Raw genomic sequence first — 16,800 nt, 5'->3', positions numbered from 1 at the left:
TCACGCACCCAGCAGGCTCTGGCCGCAGACCCGTACGACCTGACCGTTGACGGCCGAGGAGGCGGGCTGCGCGAACCAGGCGGTCGTCTCGGCGACATCGACCGGCAGGCCGCCCTGCGCCAGGGAGTTCATCCGCCGGCCGGCCTCCCGGATGAAGAGGGGGACGGCCGCGGTCATCTTCGTCTCGATGAAGCCGGGGGCCACCGCGTTGACCGTGACGCCGTGGTCGGCGGCGGCGCGCGGGGCCAGCGAGCGGACCAGGCCGATGATGCCCGCCTTGCTCGCCGCGTAGTTCGTCTGGCCGTTGTTGCCCGCTATGCCGGCGATGGAGGCGGTGGCGACGATCCGGCCGCCGCGGTTCACGGTGCCCGTTGTGAGCAGCGCGTCCGTGGTGCGCAGCACGCTGTCGAGGTTGACGTCGATGACCGGGGCCCAGCGGTCGGCCGGCATGTTGGCGAGCCGGCGGTCACGGGTGATGCCCGCGTTGTGGACGAGGACGTCGACGCCGCCCGGTACCGCGGCGGCGATCCGTTCCGCCGCATCGGCCGCGGTGATGTCCAGCAGCAGCGCGGTCGCGCCGAGCCGGTCGGCGGTACGGGTCAACTCCTCCTGTACCTGGGGGACGTCGAGGCAGACGACCCGGGCGCCGTCCCGGGCCAGTACCGAGGCGACCGCCGCGCCGATGCCGCGTGCCGCGCCGGTGACCAGCGCGGTGCGCCCGGCCAGCGGGGCCGCCCAGTCGGCGACGGGGTCGGGTGCGGCCGAGGTCAGCTCGATGACCTGACCGCTGAGGTACGCGGACCGGGGCGACAGCAGGAAGCGGAGCGTGGACCCGGCCGAGGGGACGGCATCCGGCACGACACGGAGCAACTGCACGGTGGCGCCCCGGCCGATCTCCTTGCCCAGCGAGCGGACGAGCCCTTCGAGGGCCTGTTGGGCGGCGGCCTGGTGGTGGTCGTCGGCCGACGGCCGCACTCCCACCACCACGACACGTCCGTTCGGGGCCAGCGAACGGATCACCGGGTGCAGGGCCGCGTGGACGCCGGCGAGTCCGCCGGCGGTGTCGACCCCCGTCGCGTCCAGCACGATTCCCGCAGGGCGTCCGGCGTGCTCGGTGACGTCGAGTCCGGTCTCCGCGAGAAGGGTGCCGAGCTCCCGTGTCACGGTGGATCCGCCGGCGGTGAGGTGCAGCAACGGCCCGTCCAGCGCCTGGGTCTCCAAGGACCAGCGGCGCAACGGGGCGGGCTGCGGCAGGCCGAGCCGCCGGGTCAGAAAGCGGCCGGGGGCTGTGCCGGTGAAGTGCAGATAGCGGTCGGCCATTGTCCAGACTCCCTGCTCGGTCGTAGATTTACTCCAGAGTAAGGTTACTCAAGAGTCAGGAGCTGGTCGAGATGATCCCCCTCGCACTCCCGCAGCCCCGCAGGGTCGCGGTCATCGGCGGCAGCCGAATTCCGTTCGCACGCTCCGACGGCCCGTACGCGCAGGTCTCCAACCAGCAGCTGCTCACCGCCGCGCTGGACGGCCTGGTCGAGCGGTTCGGTCTCCAGGGGCAGCGCGTCGGCGAGTTCGTCGCGGGCGCCGTCCTCAAGCACAGCCGCGACTTCAACCTGGCCCGCGAGACCGTGCTCGGCTCGGCCCTCGACCCGCGCACCCCCGCGTACGACATCCAGCAGGCCTGCGGAACGGGGCTCCAGGCCGTCATCGCCGCCGCCGACAAGATCATGCTGGGTGCGACCGACTCGGCGATCGCGGGCGGCACGGACACCACGAGCGACGCGCCCCTCGGGGTCAACGACGACCTGCGCCGGATCCTGCTCGCCGCCCGCCGGGCCAAAACAACAGGGGCCAGAGTCAGGGCACTTGCGGGCATCCGTCCCCGGCACCTGGTCCCGGACATCCCGCGCAACGCCGAACCCCGCACCGGCCTCTCGATGGGCGAGCACGCGGCGGTCACCGCCCGCCGCTGGGGCATCACCCGCGAGGACCAGGACCTCCTCGCGGCCACCAGCCACCAGCGCCTGGCGGCTGCCTACGACCGCGGCTTCCTGGACGACCTCGTCGTCCCCTTCCGGGGCCTGACCCGCGACCAGAACCTGCGTCCGGGCTCGACGACCGGGAAACTCGCCACGCTGAAACCGGTGTTCGGTACCGACCACCCCGACGCGACGATGACCGCGGGCAACTCCACCCCGCTCACGGACGGCGCCGCGACCGTACTCCTGGCCAGTGAGGACTGGGCCCGGGACCACGGCCTGGAACCACTCGCCTACCTGTCGCTCCACGAGACGGCCGCCGTCGACTACGTGACCGGCGAGGACGGCCTCCTGATGGCCCCCGCGTACGCCGTACCGCGCCTGCTGGAGCGCGCCGGGCTCACCATCGAGGACTTCGACCTGTTCGAGATCCACGAAGCCTTCGCCTCCCAGGTGCTGGCCACCCTCGCGGCCTGGGAGAAGCAGGGCCTCGCCCCCGTCGACCGGGACAAGCTCAACGTCGCCGGATCCTCGCTCGCCACCGGCCACCCGTTCGCCGCGACGGGTGCCAGGATCGTCGCCACCCTCGCCGGGCTCCTCGCCGAACGCGACACCCCGTCCCGGGGACTGATCTCGATCTGCGCAGCCGGCGGCCAGGGCGTCACGGCGATTCTCGAACGCCCGTGACGCGCCGCCGCACTGCGTCCCGTCCCGGCGACTGAGGACGAACCGGCCCGCCGGACGGACCCGGCGCCCCGCCCGATCCCACGTTGAGGAGCCGCACATGTCCACGCCACCCACGCCACCCACCACCCCCACCCTCGTCGAGCCGACCAGGGTCAGAGCCGCGGACGGCTCGGTCCAACAGGTCTCCGTGCCTCCCGCCGCTCCCCCCGTCCGCCGGGGCTCCCTCGCCGAGATCCCGTTCGACAACGCCCGCGAGGCCCCCGCCGAGGCCGTGCTCAGCCGCAAGCAGCCGGACGGCGACTGGCGCGACGTGACGGCCGAGGAGTTCGCCTCCGAGGTCCTCGCCGTCGCCAAGGGACTCATCGCCGAGGGCCTCGGCGCGGGCGACCGGATCGCGATCATGGCGCGTACGACCTACGAGTGGACGCTGCTGGACTTCGCCGCCTGGGCCGCCGGGCTCATCACCGTTCCCGTCTACCCGACCTCCTCCGCCTTCCAGACCCGCTGGATCCTCCAGGACTCCGGCGCCGTCGCCTGCGCCGTCGAGACCGCGGACCAGGGCCGGCTGGTCAGCCAGGAACGCAAGCAGCTCGGCGGCCTCGCCCACCTGTGGCAGTTCGACACGGACGCGCTCGGCCGGCTGAAGAGCCTGGGCCGGGACGTCCCCGACGACGCCGTCACCGCCCGCCGCGCGACCCTGGAACCGGAAACCCCCGCCACCCTCATCTACACCTCCGGCACCACCGGCCGCCCCAAGGGCTGCGTCCTCACCCACGGCAACTTCTTCGCCGAGGTCGACAACGCGATCGAACTCCTCCACCCGGTCTTCAAGTCGGTCAGCAAGTACCCCGCGTCCACCCTCCTCTTTCTCCCTCTCTCCCATGTCTTCGGGCGCATGGTCGCGATCGGCTGTCTGCGGGCCCGGGTCCGCCTCGGCCACGCCCCGTCCATCCGGACCGAGGACCTTCTCGCCGACCTGGCCGGGTTCAGGCCGTCGTTCCTGCTGGCCATCCCGTACGTGCTGGAGAAGGTCTACAACACCGGCCGCGCCACGGCCGAGAAGATGGGCCGCGCTTCGTCGTTCGACCGCGCCGCGCGTATCGCCCAGCGGTACGGGCAGGCCGTCGAGGACGCCCAGCACGGCACGGGCCCCGGCCCCGGCCCGCTCCTGAAGGCGGCCCGCGCCCTGTACGACCCCCTGGTCTACCGCCGGATCCGGGCCGCACTCGGCGGCCACGTCCGGTACGCGATCTGCGGCGGCTCCCCGCTGGGCCGACGGCTCGCCTCGTTCTACGCGGGCGCCGGCATCGACATCTTCGAGGGGTACGGCCTGACGGAGACCACCGCCGCCGCCACCGTCACCCCACCGCTCAAACCGCGCCTCGGCACCGTCGGCTGGCCGCTGCCCGGCACCGCCGTACGGATCGCGGACGACGGCGAGGTGCTGCTCAGCGGCGGCCAGGTGTGCCAGGGCTACTGGGACGCCGAACGGGGCGAGGCCGTACCCGTGCAGGAAGGCGGCTGGTTCGCCACCGGCGACCTCGGGGAGCTCGACGAGGACGGCTACCTCACGATCACCGGCCGCAAGAAGGACATCATCATCACGTCCGGCGGCAAGAACGTCACCCCGGCTCCGCTGGAGGACTGGCTGCGCGCGCACCCGCTGGTCAGCCAGTGCATGGTGGTCGGGGACAACCGGTCGTTCATCACCGCCCTGATCACCCTGGAGCCGGACGGGCTCGTCCACTGGCGGCAGATGACGAAGAAGCAGGACGTGCCGATCCGCGAACTGGTGGAGGACGAGGAGCTGCGCAAGGCGCTCCAACGCGCGGTCGACGACGCGAACCGACTGGTCTCGCGGGCCGAATCCATCCGGAAGTTCACGGTGCTGCCCGTGGACTTCACGGAGGAGAAAGGCCACCTGACGCCGTCGCTGAAACTGAAACGGGACGCGATCGCACGGGACTTCGAGAAGGAGATCGAGGAGCTCTACCGGAAGTGACCGCGCGGGCGGTCGCGCTTCGCCACCGCGGCCGTCCGGCTCCGTCGCCCCCGTTCGGCCCGGCGTCGGCACCGGTCCGGCTGGGAGTCGGCCCCCGTCCGGCCCCGCGTTGCACCCGTCCGGCTCCGCCTCGTGCCGGTGCTCTCCGCTCAGCTGCCCCCGCGGTCGGGTCATGCGGTCTGCGGGCGGGCAAAGGCGGCCGGTGCCGACCGGCCGGAACCTGCGGCGACCCGATCGGCCGCGAACCTCCGGTTGCTGAGGGTCTGCTCGCGATAGGAGGCCGGCAGGTCGGGCAGAGCGAGGAGGCGATCGCAGGAAGCCAGTGATCCGCGCGCGTCGCCGGCCCAGTAGGCACTGATGGAGTGCTCGAAGAGCAGGCCCCAGCTGTAGACCCAGGGTTCCATGAACAGCCAGTCCTCGGGGGCGGGGCGGTTGAGGCCGGCGGCGGCGACGGCGTGGGCCGCTTGATGACGCCCCGACTTCCGTAGCCGGGACGCCAGTTCGTAGCAGGCCTCCAGGCGCTGCGGGCGGCTCTCCCACGCGCGGGTGAGCGCGTCCATCGCCCCGGGCCAGTCACCGCGGTCGGCCTTGAGCACTCCTACCTGGAGCAGGGCGTAGTACACCTCCTCGTCCCACCCGACCATCCCGGACCGGCGCTCGTACATCGCGATCGCTTCGCGGGTCTCGCCCATGTCGCGGAGTGTCTGCGCGAGGTAGAAGACCGTGCGGGGATTGTCCGGGTCGCGCTTGAGATCCTTGCGCAGCAGACGGGCGTCCCGGATGAATTTGTCCCCGCGCGAACCGCCGTCGGCGAAATGCTCGATGCTGAGGACCTGGAGATCGGCAACGGTGAGCTGCTGAGCGGTGGTCAGGTATTCGTGGGTCGCGCCCTCGTACCGCCATGGAATGTCCCCTCGTACCAGCCGCGGAATGCGGTATTCGAGGCGGCCGAGATGGCGCAGCATGTAGGAGTCGGCGCTCAGTTCGCTCAGATCGCCCTCTCGTCGGAGGGTCATATCGGCGTCGATGAGCAGGAGATAGTCGGCCTTTCCGCGTGCATGCTGGATATTCAAGGTGCGGTTGTATCCGAAATCTGTCCAGGGTTCTTGGTGGAGTTCGCCCGGAATTCCCTTCATTGCGGCCCGGATCAGTTCCTGCGTTCCGTCACGGGAGCCGGTGTCGGAAATGACCCAGGTGTCCACCAGGTCGCGCACGGAGTTCAGGCAGCGCTCGATGACCTTCGCCTCGTCCTTGACGATCATGCACAGGCAGATCGAGGGCTTGCGGTTCAGGGGGGCGGGCTGTTCTTCGGTAGGAAGGTCGATCAGATTTTTCATGTGCATTTCCCTGTCCGGCCTCTTGTGGAGTAATACCCCGCGTTGCATCGGTGAGGGTATTGGACCGGCCGATCCGGTCACGAGGAGCGACGGTAGTGCGGATGAATCCGGCGTCCGCGACACGACACGGATTTCCCCGGGGGTGTGCGGGTGGTCGGGGGTGGAACAGATGATTTCCTTAACCAGGCTGTAAATGCGGGCAGATGGCTGACGCTCCGCTCACTCACAAGGGGATCGCTCTGCATCCAGGCGGTAGATCATCGGCGTGGCGCATATGTCAGTGCCCTATTGCACCTGTCACAGTCACGGCTCCGACCCACGCAGACCCGGTAAGGAATCCGAGATGCACACATCGAGAAGCTGGGACATTCTGTCCCGTTCGACTCTTGGCGCCATGTCGCTGGGAATGACCCTGGCGCTGTGCCCCATGGGCATCGCTCACGGGACGCCGAACCTCTCCGGTTCGTCGGCGTCCAACCGAATGATGGCCGGCCGGGTGGCGGCAAGCGTGTCCGGGACGGTCATCTCCCGGATCTCTCAGAACATCCGCAGCGGTCCCACCACCCAGTCCGCGATCGTGGGCAGCGTCCCGTCCGGCGGCACGGTCGCCATCGCCTGCAAGGTGGCCGGTCAGAACGTCGACGGGAACTCGCTGTGGTACCTGCTGTCCAACGGCACCGGTTGGATGAGTGCCCGCTACATCTCGACGCAGACCACCGTGCCGTTCTGTGACGACTACCCGGGCGACCCCGGTCCGACAGGACCCATGGGTCCGACAGGACCGACGGGGGCGACCGGTGCCACGGGTCCGGCGGGTGCTGATGGTGCTGATGGTGCCACGGGTCCGGCGGGTGCTGATGGTGCCACGGGTCCGGCGGGTGCTGATGGTGCTGATGGTGCCACGGGTCCGGCGGGTGCTGATGGTGCTGATGGTGCCACGGGTCCGGCGGGTGCTGATGGTGCCACCGGCCCGGCGGGTGTCGACGGTGCTGATGGTGCCACTGGGCCTGCCGGTGTCGACGGTGCTGATGGTGCCACCGGGCCTGCCGGTGCCGACGGTGTGGATGGGGCCACTGGGCCTGCCGGTGCTGATGGTGCTGATGGTGCCACCGGCCCGGCGGGTGCCGACGGTGCTGATGGTGCCACCGGGCCTGCCGGTGTCGACGGTGCTGATGGTGCCACCGGCCCAGCGGGTGTCGACGGTGCTGATGGTGCCACCGGGCCTGCCGGTGCCGACGGTGCTGATGGTGCCACCGGCCCGGCGGGTGTCGACGGTGCTGATGGTGCCACCGGGCCAGCGGGTGCCGACGGTGCTGATGGTGCCACTGGGCCCGCTGGTCCGACGGGTCCGGTGGGTGCTGATGGTGCCACGGGCCTGGTGGGTGCTGATGGTGCCACTGGTGCGACGGGTCCTGCTGGTCCGACGGGTGCCGCCGGCACCAATGGTGCTGACGGCGCCACCGGCCCGACCGGTCCTGTCGGCCCGTCCCAGACGGCCACCAGTACCGCCACGCTCGTGCCCGCCGGCGGCAGCGTCCAGGACATCGTGGCCACGTGCCCGGCCGGGACCGTGGTGACCGGGGGAGGTGCCGTGAACCAGCTGCAGAACGACGAGATCCACTGGACCGCGAGTGCCCCGGACACCGCGACCAACACCTGGCACGTCTCCGCGTACAACAGCGGTGCCGCCGCGCAGACCGTCCAGTCGTACGCGGTCTGTATTCCTGCCAGTCCCACTTCGTGAGGTGACTGATCCCAAGGGGGCCGGAGAGTAACCCGGTCAGGTGTCCGGCCGGCCCCCGCAACCGCTGCCGCAGCAGAAGAGGGATTCTCTGCTGCGGCAGCTCCATGCTGACTTCGTCGAGTTCCACAGCTCGGGCCCGTTCACCCGGAGCTGTCCCCCGTACCCCGGTACGGCACTCGGATTCGACTCCGAGGATCGACCGCGCATGCGCTCGATATGCACGGCCCCGCTGGGCCCGGTGGCCCTCGTCGCGGGGCGGGTGGGCGCGCGGCCCCCGCCGCAGCCCCCGGGTTCCAACACGGCCTCGCGGCAAGGCAGTCGACCGCACTCGTCCGACGTGTCGGATGATCCGAAAGAAACAGACCCTCCGGTTTCGTACGCAGGGTCAAACGCGGCGTGTCCTGGGGCAAAGGGACGGTCATGTCTGTATAGATATACGCGTCTTCGCAAAGAGGGCAGATCCGTGTCCTGTGTGGCATGAGTGCCGCCGTCTCTTCCGTAAGTGAGCGTTGCGCGTGGTGTTCCCGCATTCGCCGCAACAGTCAATCGCTGAACCTCTCGGTCCCGTACTCCGATGCGTCTTCGGGCGTCTCGGTGCTCCGGCCCCGGTGTCGACGGAGTCCGCATCATCCGAGACGGCATCGCTCAACGTCTGTTCCACACAACGGAATCACTGAATCGCCGACTCGGCGCACGGGCGATTCGCCGCGCGCCGATTCGGCCCGTCAACGACTCATCGGCAAGGAGCGGTTGTGCATTACGGACGTGTGTTGAGGGAAGAAGTCCGATCTCCGGGGACGACTCCTCTCATCGGTATTTACGACATGTACTCGGCATCCGTCGTCGCCCGGCACTACGACGGATTCTTCGTCTCCGGGTTCGGCTTCGCGGCCTCCCACTACGGGCTCCCCGACATCGGTTTCATCGCCTGGCCGGACATGGTGGCCTTCGTGGAGCGGCTGCGACTGGCCTTCCCCTCCCACCACTTGCTGGTCGACATCGACGACGGCTACGTCGACCCCGAGGTCGCCTGCCACGTGGTGCAGCGACTGGAGAATATCGGTGCTTCCGGCGTCATCCTGGAGGATCAGAAGCGCCCCCGCAGGTGCGGTCACGCGGACGGTAAGCAGGTGCTGCCGCTGGACGAGTACCTGGAGAAGCTCAACCTCGTGCTGGAGAGCCGACGCGATCTGGTGGTCGTGGCCCGTACGGACGCCACGGAGGAGGACGACATTCTGCGCCGGGCCGAGGCGCTGGCCGAGACGGACGCCGACGTCGTCCTGGTCGACGGGGTGCGCAGCGTCGAATGGATCCGGCGCATCCGGAAGGTGGTCGGCGACAAGCCGCTGCTCTTCAACCAGATCGCGGGCGGAAAGTCTCCCAGGCTCTCGCTCGCCGAACTGGCCGAGCTGGAATGCCAGGTGGCCATCTACAGCACCCCGTGCCTCTTCGCCGCGCACGCCGCCATCGATGCCGCGCTGACGGATCTCAAGAAGGCCGACGGGCGCCTGCCGGAGTTCGCACCGGCCACCGGTATCGGCGTGCAGCGTTCGACGGAACTGCTGGAGAGGAACATCAGCAGGCACCACCCCGTCCGGGAACCGGTGTCCGTCTGACGCGAACGACGCGCCGGAGGACCCGCCGGAAGCGGTCCGTCTCCGGCGATGTTCCGTAGTCCGTCCTGCGGCGGGGCCCCGGTGGCGCATCGCCGACCTGCCACCGGGGCCCCGGCCCCCACGAATCGCAGCGCGACAGGCCGGGTCCGGAAGCGGACCGTGCGGCCGGGAAAGAAGATCCGGATGATGGGAATCACCTCGTCGAAGGGGCGTGCCGCCCTGGTCGCCGTCCTCGGCGTGCTCTGCCAGGGCCAGTTGGCCGCCGGCAGTGCCTGGGCCGACGCCCCCGACGGTGGCATGGAGACGCACCACGGGCCCTCCTTGGTCACCATCGACAACTCCAACGCCGACTCCTGGCTGGAGGTGGACCGCACCCTGAACGTCCTCGGGCCCTTCAGTAAGGGCACGGCGGGCAGCGACCACGACGGCGGTGGGGGTGCGATCGACGTGTCGGGTTCGCAGGACGTGGGCGTCCAGGCCGGCACGAGCGAACAGGGGGGCGGGGAGGAAGAGGAAGAGGACGCGACGGCGCCCGAGAGCGCGGCGACCGGAGGGGACGACTACGAGGGCGACGCCGACGAATAAACCGGCCGTTCGGGCGCGCCGGCGCCTCGGGGTGCCGCCCCGCAGCCGGGCCGGCCCGGCGCCTCACGGTGCCGCCCCGCCCCGGTCCTGACGCCTCCGGGGCGGGGAGTGCCGCGTCGGGGCGAGCGCGTCGCGGTTCGCCCCGGCCCCTTGTCTGATGCATCGTCAGGTACGACGATGGCCCCGCACCTCATCAGGTGACGATGCATCAGATACCCCTGGGGGAAGGAGGCCGCTCGGTGCCGATACTGCCCGCCGGGCCGATGCCGTACGGGATGCAGCTCCCGATCCAGTCGCAGAGCACCCTCTACGCGGAGGGGTGGGAGGCCGCGGCGACCCCCGCCGACCTCGCCGAGATCGCCCGCACCGCCGACCGTTCCGGCTTCGCCTACCTCGCGAGCTGCGACCATGTCGCGATCCCGCGACGGCTCGCCGGGGCCATGGGCACGGTCTGGTACGACCCGGTCGCCACCCTCGCGTTCCTCGCCGGGATCACCGAGCGGGTCCTGCTGATGAGCCATGTCGCCGTCGTCGGCCTGCGTCACCCGCTGGCGACCGCCAAGCAGTACGCCACCCTCGACCACCTCTGCGGCGGCCGGCTGATCCTCGGAGTGGGGGCCGGACACGTACCCGAGGAGTTCCGCGCGCTCGGGGCCGACTTCGAGGGGCGGGGCGGGGTGCTCGACGAGACCGTCGACGCGCTGCGGGCGGCGCTCGGCCCCGAGGAGTTCCCGGAATTCGCGGGGAAACGGTTCTCCTTCTCCGGGCTCGGCCAGCTGCCGCGTCCCGCCCAGGAGCGGGTGCCGATCTGGGTGGGCGGCTCCTCGCCCGCCGCCGTGCGCCGGGCCGCGGTGCGGGGGGACGGCTGGCTCCCGCAGGGCGACCCGCGGCAGAGGCTGCCCGCACAGATCGCCCGGCTGAAGGAACTGCGCGCGGCGGCCGGGATCGAGACCCCGATCGTCGTCGGGGCGATCACCGAGCCGCTGTACGTCGGTGAACCGGAGTGGTCCGTGGGGCGGCGCACCCTCAGTGGGAGGCCGGAGGCCGTGGCGGAGTCGCTGCGCGCGTACGGGGCCATGGGCGTCCACCAGATCCAGGTGCGGTTCCGCAGCCGGAGCCGCAGCGAACTGACCGACCAGATGGCGGCGTTCGCCGCCGAGGTCGCACCCCATCTCGACAGGTAGGAGTCAGGCCATGGGCAAGCTGGACGGGCGGGTCGTACTGATCAGCGGCGCGGCGCGCGGACAGGGTGAGCAGGAGGCGCGCCTCTTCGCCGCGGAGGGCGCACGGGTGGTGATCGCCGATGTGCTCGACGAGCAGGGCGAGGCACTGGCCAAGGAGCTGGGGGAGGAGGCCGCCCGCTTCGTCCACCTGGACGTGAGCCGGGAGGAGGACTGGCGTGCCGCCGTCGCCGACGCGAAGGACGCCTTCGGGAGGATCGACGGGCTGGTCAACAACGCGGGGATCCTCCGGTTCAACGAGCTGGTGACCACGCCGCTGGAGGAGTTCCAGCAGGTGGTGCAGGTCAACCAGGTGGGTGCGTTCCTGGGGATCAAGAACGTCGCGCCCGAGATCGAGGCCGCGGGCGGCGGAACCATCGTGAACACCGCCTCGTACACGGGGCTCACGGGCATGGCGTTCGTGGGCGCGTACGCCGCCACCAAGCACGCGGTGCTCGGTCTGACGAAGGTGGCGGCGGTGGAGCTGGCGACGAAGGGGATACGGGTCAACGCCGTCTGTCCCGGCGCCGTGGACACCGCGATGACCAACCCGGCGGCGCTGGACCCGGACGCGGACCCGGAGGAGTCCAGGGCGGCGGTGGCCGAGCTGTACCGCAAGCTCGTGCCGCTGGGGCGGATCGGCCGGCCGGAGGAGGTGGCGGCGCTGGCGCTCTTCCTGACCTCGGACGACTCCTCGTACATCACCGGACAGCCGTTCGTCATCGACGGGGGGTGGCTGGCGGGCGTCAGCCTGTTCTGAACATGCCTGACGAGGCGTCAGCTATTGACGGGTGCGGGTGCCGGTGGAACAGTCGGACGCATCACGATCTGACGGTGTGTCAGAAATGATGGAGGACGGTGAACCCCCTTGGAATTCGGGCTCTTTGTACAGGGGTATGTGCCCGCCGCACGGGCCAGGAACGACCCCGGGGCAGAGCACAAGGCGCTGATCGAGGAGACCGAGTACGTCATCCAGGCGGACAGGTCCGGCTTCAAGTACGCCTGGGCCTCCGAGCACCACTTCCTGGAGGAGTACTCCCATCTCTCGGCCAACGACGTGTACCTGGGTTATCTCGCACACGCCACCGACCGCATCCACCTCGGCTCCGGCATCTTCAACCCGCTGGCCCCGGTCAACCACCCGGTAAAGGTGGCGGAGAAGGTGGCCATGCTCGACCACCTCTCCGAGGGCCGCTTCGAGTTCGGCTCCGGGCGCGGGGCCGGCAGCCACGAGATCCTGGGCTTCATGCCGGGCATCACCGACATGAACCACACCAAGGAACTCTGGGAGGAGACCATCGCCGAGTTCCCCAAGATGTGGCTCCAGGACGAGTACGTGGGCTTCCAGGGCAAGCACTGGTCGCTGCCCCCGCGCAAGGTCCTGCCCAAGCCGTACGGGGCGTCGCACCCGGCGATGTGGTACGCGGCCGGGTCGCCGTCCTCGTACGCGATGGCGGGCAGGAAGGGGCTCGGCGTGCTGGGCTTCAGCGTGCAGAAGGTCTCCGACATGGAGTGGGTCGTCGAGTCCTACAAGACGGCTGTCAAGGACGCAGAACCGGTCGGGGACTTCGTCAACGACAACGTCATGGTCACCTCCACGGCCATCTGCGCCGAGACGCACGCGAAGGCCGTCGAGATCGCGGTGGGCGGCGGGCTGAACTACCTGCAGTCGCTGCTGTTCCGCTACCACGACACGTTCCCCCGCCCCGAGGGCATCCCGGAGTGGCCCGAACTGCTGCCGGAGTACTCGGAGGAGATCATCGAGCTCCTGATCGCCGAGGAGCTGATGATCTGCGGCGATCCGGACGAGGTCCTGCGCCAGTGCAAGCGGTGGGAGCAGGCCGGGGCGGATCAGCTGAGCTTCGGGCTGCCGATCGGGATCAGCCGTGAGGACACGCTGAACTCCATCAAGCTGATCGGCGAGCACGTGATCCCGGAGATCGACACGGACCCGGTGCACAGGACCTCACGGTTCCGCGCGGCGGCGGGGGCGTAGGGCGCGGGAACGCGTCCGCGGCGGGGCAGCGGGGCGCGGGGGCCGCGCTCGCGGCGGACCCGTTCCCCCGGCCCGCCCCTTCACGACGGCGGCGTCTTCCCGGACCGCCGCTCCGTGCAGCCGGGGTGCGCACCGCGGCCGTGCGCACCCCGGCCGCACACCCCGGCATCCCCGGCCGAACGTCTCACTGTCGCCGGGCGCACACCCCACCCCGCCGCCCCGCGGGCGCACGTCTCACCGCACCCGGCCGCACACCCCACCAGAGAAGGGATACCCGTCATGCTCGACCACCTCATCCGCGGAGCGACCGTCGTGGACGGCACCGGCGGGCCCTCGTACCCCGCCGACGTCGGCATCCGCGACGGCCGCATCGCCGTGATCGCCGAACCGGGCACGCTCACCGAGGACGCCGTCACCGCCGAGGACGCCACCGGGCTCGTCCTCGCCCCCGGCTTCGTCGACCCGCACACCCACTACGACGCCCAGCTCTTCTGGGATCCGTACGCCACTCCCTCCATGAACCACGGTGTCACCACCGTCGCCGGAGGCAACTGCGGATTCACCCTCGCTCCGCTCCACCCCGGACGCCCCGAGGACGCCGACTACACCCGCCGCATGATGGCGCGGGTGGAGGGCATGGCACTCAAGGCCCTGGAGGAGGGGGTCGACTGGACCTGGTCCAGCTTCCGCGAATACCTCGACGCCCTCGAAGGCCGGATCGCCGTCAACGCGGGGTTCATGGTCGGCCACTGCGCCCTGCGCAGACACGTCATGGGCGCCGACGCGATCGGCGGACAGCCCACCCCCGAACAACTCGACGCCATGCTCGCGCTGTTCCACGACGCGATGGACGCCGGAGCCTGGGGGCTGTCCACCACCCAGTCCTCCACCCACTCCGACGGCGACGGACAGCCCGTCGCCTCCCGGCACGCGCTCCCCGAGGAACTGCTCGCCCTCGCCCGCGCCGTCGGCCGGCACGAGGGCACCCAGCTCGAAGCGATCGTCGCGGGCTGCCTCGACCAGTTCTCCGACGAGGAGATCGACCTCCTCGTCGACATGACCGCCATCGCGGGACGCCCGCTGAACTGGAACGTCCTCACCATCGACGCCGCCGTCCCCGAACGCGTGCCCCGCCAGCTCGTGCCCAGCGAACGGGCCCGCCGGGCCGGCGGCCGGATCGTCGCTCTCACCATGCCGATCCTCACCCCCATGAACATGTCGCTCGGCACCTTCTGCGCCCTCAACCTCATCCCCGGCTGGGGCGACATCCTCGCCCTCCCCGTTCCCGAACGCATCGAACGGCTCCGCGACGCCGGCACCCGCGCCGAAATGCTCCGCCGCGCCGACAGCAAGGAGGCCGGTGTCTTCCGCCGCCTCGCCGACTTCGGCCGGTACGTCATCGGGGACACGTACAGCACCGCCAACGAGGGGCTCAGCGGCCGGGTCGTGCGTGACATAGCCGCCGAACGCGGGCTGGACCCCTTCCACTGCCTCGTCGAGATCTGCGCCGCCGACGGCCTGCGCACGGTGCTGTGGCCCATGCCCACGGACAACGACCCGGACTCCTGGGAGCTGCGGCGGCGGACCTGGGAACACGAGGACGTCATGCTCGGCGGCTCCGACGCGGGCGCGCACCTGGACCGGATGTGCGGCGCCCCGTACACCACCCGTTTCCTCGGCGACTGCCTGCGCCGACGCAGGCTCCTTCCCCTCGAACAGGCCGTCAGGATGCTCACCGACGACCCGGCCCGGCTCTTCGGGCTCCGCGACCGCGGCCGCGTCGAGGAGGGCTTCCACGCCGACCTCGTCCTCTTCGACCCCGAACGCATCGACGCCGGGCCCGCCACCCTCGTCCACGATCTGCCCGGCGACAGCCCCCGGCTCGACTCCCGGGCCATCGGCATCGTGTCCGTCCGCGTCAACGGGGTGGAGACCCTGCGCGACGACAAGGTGACCGGCGCCGTGCCCGGCACGGTGCTCCGCTCCGGCCGGGACACCCGGACGGTGAGCACCGTATGACCGGCGACGAGCGGCGTCTCTTCATCGGCGGCGAGTGGACCGAACCCGGCCTCGGCCACTACGAGGTCGTCGACCCGGCCACCGAGGAGGTCGTCGGCCTCGCCCCCGAGGCGAGCCGGGAGCAGGTGCACGAGGCCGCGGCGGCGGCCCGCGCGGCCCTCGCCACGTGGTCCCGCACGCGCCCCGAGGAGCGCGCCGTGATCCTCGACCGCGCCGCCGACCTGATGCGGCGCGACTTCACCGCCAACGCCGCACTCGCGCAGGCGGAGAGCGGCGCCACCACGGCAACGGCCAGGGGCATGCAGGTCGCCGTCGGCGTCGCCCGCTTCCGCCGGTACGCCAGGGGCGCCCTCGAACCGGTCGAGGAGCCGATCGCGCCGCAGGTCAACGAGGCCGGGCCGATGGGGCGGGCCGGTGTCTTCGGGGCGCTCGCCGTACGTCAGCCGGTCGGCGTCGTCACCTGCATCACCTCGTACAACAACCCCTGGGCCAACCCGGCCGGCAAGGTCGCCCCCGCACTCGCCATGGGCAACACGGTCGTCGTGAAACCCGCACCGCAGGACCCGCTCTCCGTCTACCGGATGGCAAAGGCGCTCGAAGAGGCGGGCGTCCCGGCGGGCGTCGTCAATGTCGTCAGCGGATCGGGGCCGGAGGCGGGCGAGGCCGCCGTCGACTCACCGGACGTCGACATGGTCAGCTTCACCGGCTCCACCGCCGTCGGACAGCGCATCGCCGAGGTGTGCGGGCGGGGCATGAAGCGGCAGTTGATGGAGCTGGGCGGGAAGGGGGCGGCCGTCGTCCTCGACGACGCGGACCTCGACTCCGCGGCGGCGGGCATCGGCACCACCTTCTCCTTCTACAGCGGCCAGATCTGTACGGCTCCGACCCGCGTCCTCGTGCAGCGCGCGGTCCATGACGCCCTCGTCGGGAAGCTCACCGCGTACGCGCGCCGTCTCACGGTGGGCGACCCGAAGGACCGGGGCACGGTCGTCGGTCCGGTCATCTCCGCCGCCCACCGCGACCGCGTCGAGTCGTACGTCGACCTCGGCCGGAAGGAGGGGGCGACGATCGTCACCGGCGGCGAACGCCCGGCCGGACCCGACCGGGGCTTCTACGTGGCCCCCACCCTCCTCGTCGACTGCACCAACGAGATGCGCGTCGTCCGCGAGGAGATCTTCGGCCCGGTCGTCGTGGTCGTCCCCTTCGACGACGAGGACGAGGGCATCGCCCTCGCCAACGACAGCGACTACGGACTGATCGACTACGTGTGGTCCTCGGACGTGGCGCGCGCCTTCCGGGTGGCCCGGCGGCTTCGGGCCGGCGGGGTCGGCGTGAACACCGTCGGGCGGAACATGGAGGCCCCGTTCGGCGGGTTCAGGATGAGCGGAGTCGGGCGTGACGTCGGCTCCTACGCCCTGCACGCGTACAGCGAAGTCCAGTCGATCGTCTGGCCGGGCTGAACCGGCGCGCCACGGGGTCCGGAAGGAAGTCCTCGGTGACCTGCTCCGACCCGGTCACGGTGAACGTGAAGTCCCGTCCCCGCATGAGCTTGGGGACAACGCCCTCCCAGCCGTGGCCCACAGCTGGCCCTCCCCGTCCGGGTCGTCATTTTAGGTTAGGC

General features: G+C 70.8%; 13 protein-coding genes and 2 pseudogenes. 12 read left to right on the top strand and 3 right to left on the bottom strand.

Going from position 1 to position 16,800, the window contains the following annotated elements; translation table 11 throughout:
* Positions 1 to 1,320, bottom strand: coding sequence for a 3-oxoacyl-ACP reductase (locus ACFVUT_RS24885; protein ID WP_389653940.1), 1,320 nt, complete (start codon positions 1,318 to 1,320; stop codon positions 1 to 3).
* 71 nt (positions 1,321 to 1,391) lie between these two features.
* Here ACFVUT_RS24885 and ACFVUT_RS24880 point away from each other — a divergent pair, with 71 nt between their 5' ends.
* Positions 1,392 to 2,660 (top strand): acetyl-CoA C-acetyltransferase, encoded by a 1,269-nt coding sequence (locus ACFVUT_RS24880; protein ID WP_389653938.1) that lies wholly within the window; start codon positions 1,392 to 1,394, stop codon positions 2,658 to 2,660.
* A 97-nt stretch (positions 2,661 to 2,757) separates the two neighbouring features.
* Positions 2,758 to 4,662: an AMP-dependent synthetase/ligase gene (locus ACFVUT_RS24875; RefSeq protein WP_389653936.1), complete on the top strand. Its 1,905-nt coding sequence runs from the start codon at positions 2,758 to 2,760 to the stop codon at positions 4,660 to 4,662.
* Between the two features lie 170 nt (positions 4,663 to 4,832).
* Here ACFVUT_RS24875 and ACFVUT_RS24870 read toward each other — a convergent pair whose 3' ends face one another.
* Positions 4,833 to 5,999: a glycosyltransferase gene (locus ACFVUT_RS24870; RefSeq protein WP_389653934.1), complete on the bottom strand. Its 1,167-nt coding sequence runs from the start codon at positions 5,997 to 5,999 to the stop codon at positions 4,833 to 4,835.
* A gap of 274 nt (positions 6,000 to 6,273) precedes the next feature.
* On the opposite strand from ACFVUT_RS24870, the pseudogene ACFVUT_RS24865 reads away from it, so the two are divergent.
* The 10 genes and pseudogenes from ACFVUT_RS24865 to ACFVUT_RS24820 form a co-directional block, all read left to right on the top strand.
* Positions 6,274 to 6,693, top strand: a pseudogene (locus ACFVUT_RS24865) (SH3 domain-containing protein); the annotation flags it as partial.
* A 103-nt stretch (positions 6,694 to 6,796) separates the two neighbouring features.
* On the top strand, positions 6,797 to 7,576 hold the full coding sequence (locus ACFVUT_RS24860; RefSeq protein WP_389654135.1) for a hypothetical protein: 780 nt from the start codon (positions 6,797 to 6,799) through the stop codon (positions 7,574 to 7,576).
* 14 nt (positions 7,577 to 7,590) lie between these two features.
* Entirely contained in the window at positions 7,591 to 7,743 is a 153-nt protein-coding gene (locus ACFVUT_RS24855) for a hypothetical protein (protein WP_389654133.1), read from the top strand.
* A gap of 752 nt (positions 7,744 to 8,495) precedes the next feature.
* Positions 8,496 to 9,359, top strand: coding sequence for an oxaloacetate decarboxylase (locus ACFVUT_RS24850; protein ID WP_389653932.1), 864 nt, complete (start codon positions 8,496 to 8,498; stop codon positions 9,357 to 9,359).
* 183 nt (positions 9,360 to 9,542) lie between these two features.
* Entirely contained in the window at positions 9,543 to 9,944 is a 402-nt protein-coding gene (locus ACFVUT_RS24845) for a hypothetical protein (protein ID WP_389653930.1), read from the top strand.
* Between the two features lie 239 nt (positions 9,945 to 10,183).
* On the top strand, positions 10,184 to 11,128 hold the full coding sequence (locus ACFVUT_RS24840; protein ID WP_389653928.1) for an LLM class F420-dependent oxidoreductase: 945 nt from the start codon (positions 10,184 to 10,186) through the stop codon (positions 11,126 to 11,128).
* Positions 11,129 to 11,138: 10 nt separating this feature from the next.
* Positions 11,139 to 11,924: an SDR family NAD(P)-dependent oxidoreductase gene (locus tag ACFVUT_RS24835; protein ID WP_389653926.1), complete on the top strand. Its 786-nt coding sequence runs from the start codon at positions 11,139 to 11,141 to the stop codon at positions 11,922 to 11,924.
* 108 nt (positions 11,925 to 12,032) lie between these two features.
* A complete protein-coding gene (locus tag ACFVUT_RS24830) occupies positions 12,033 to 13,160 on the top strand; it encodes an LLM class flavin-dependent oxidoreductase (protein ID WP_389653924.1) in 1,128 nt (375 codons plus the stop codon).
* Positions 13,161 to 13,439: 279 nt separating this feature from the next.
* Positions 13,440 to 15,179, top strand: a complete 1,740-nt coding sequence (locus tag ACFVUT_RS24825; protein ID WP_389653922.1) for an amidohydrolase family protein — start codon at positions 13,440 to 13,442, stop codon at positions 15,177 to 15,179.
* The gene (locus ACFVUT_RS24820; protein WP_389653920.1) at positions 15,176 to 16,639 is read left to right on the top strand and encodes an aldehyde dehydrogenase family protein; all 1,464 of its coding nucleotides are present in this window, start codon (positions 15,176 to 15,178) and stop codon (positions 16,637 to 16,639) included. The genes ACFVUT_RS24825 and ACFVUT_RS24820 overlap by 4 nt, the downstream gene beginning before the upstream one ends.
* Positions 16,640 to 16,664: 25 nt before the next feature.
* Here the strand turns inward: ACFVUT_RS24820 and ACFVUT_RS24815 are convergent.
* Positions 16,665 to 16,760: pseudogene (locus ACFVUT_RS24815) on the bottom strand (siderophore-interacting protein); the annotation flags it as partial.
* Positions 16,761 to 16,800: the final 40 nt, after the last annotated feature.

This window comes from Streptomyces sp. NPDC058051, from assembly GCF_042885475.1.
GTDB lineage: Bacteria > Actinomycetota > Actinomycetes > Streptomycetales > Streptomycetaceae > Streptomyces.
The sequence above is the reverse complement of the archived record's forward strand: the minus strand, read 5'-3'. Positions and strand labels throughout refer to the sequence as shown.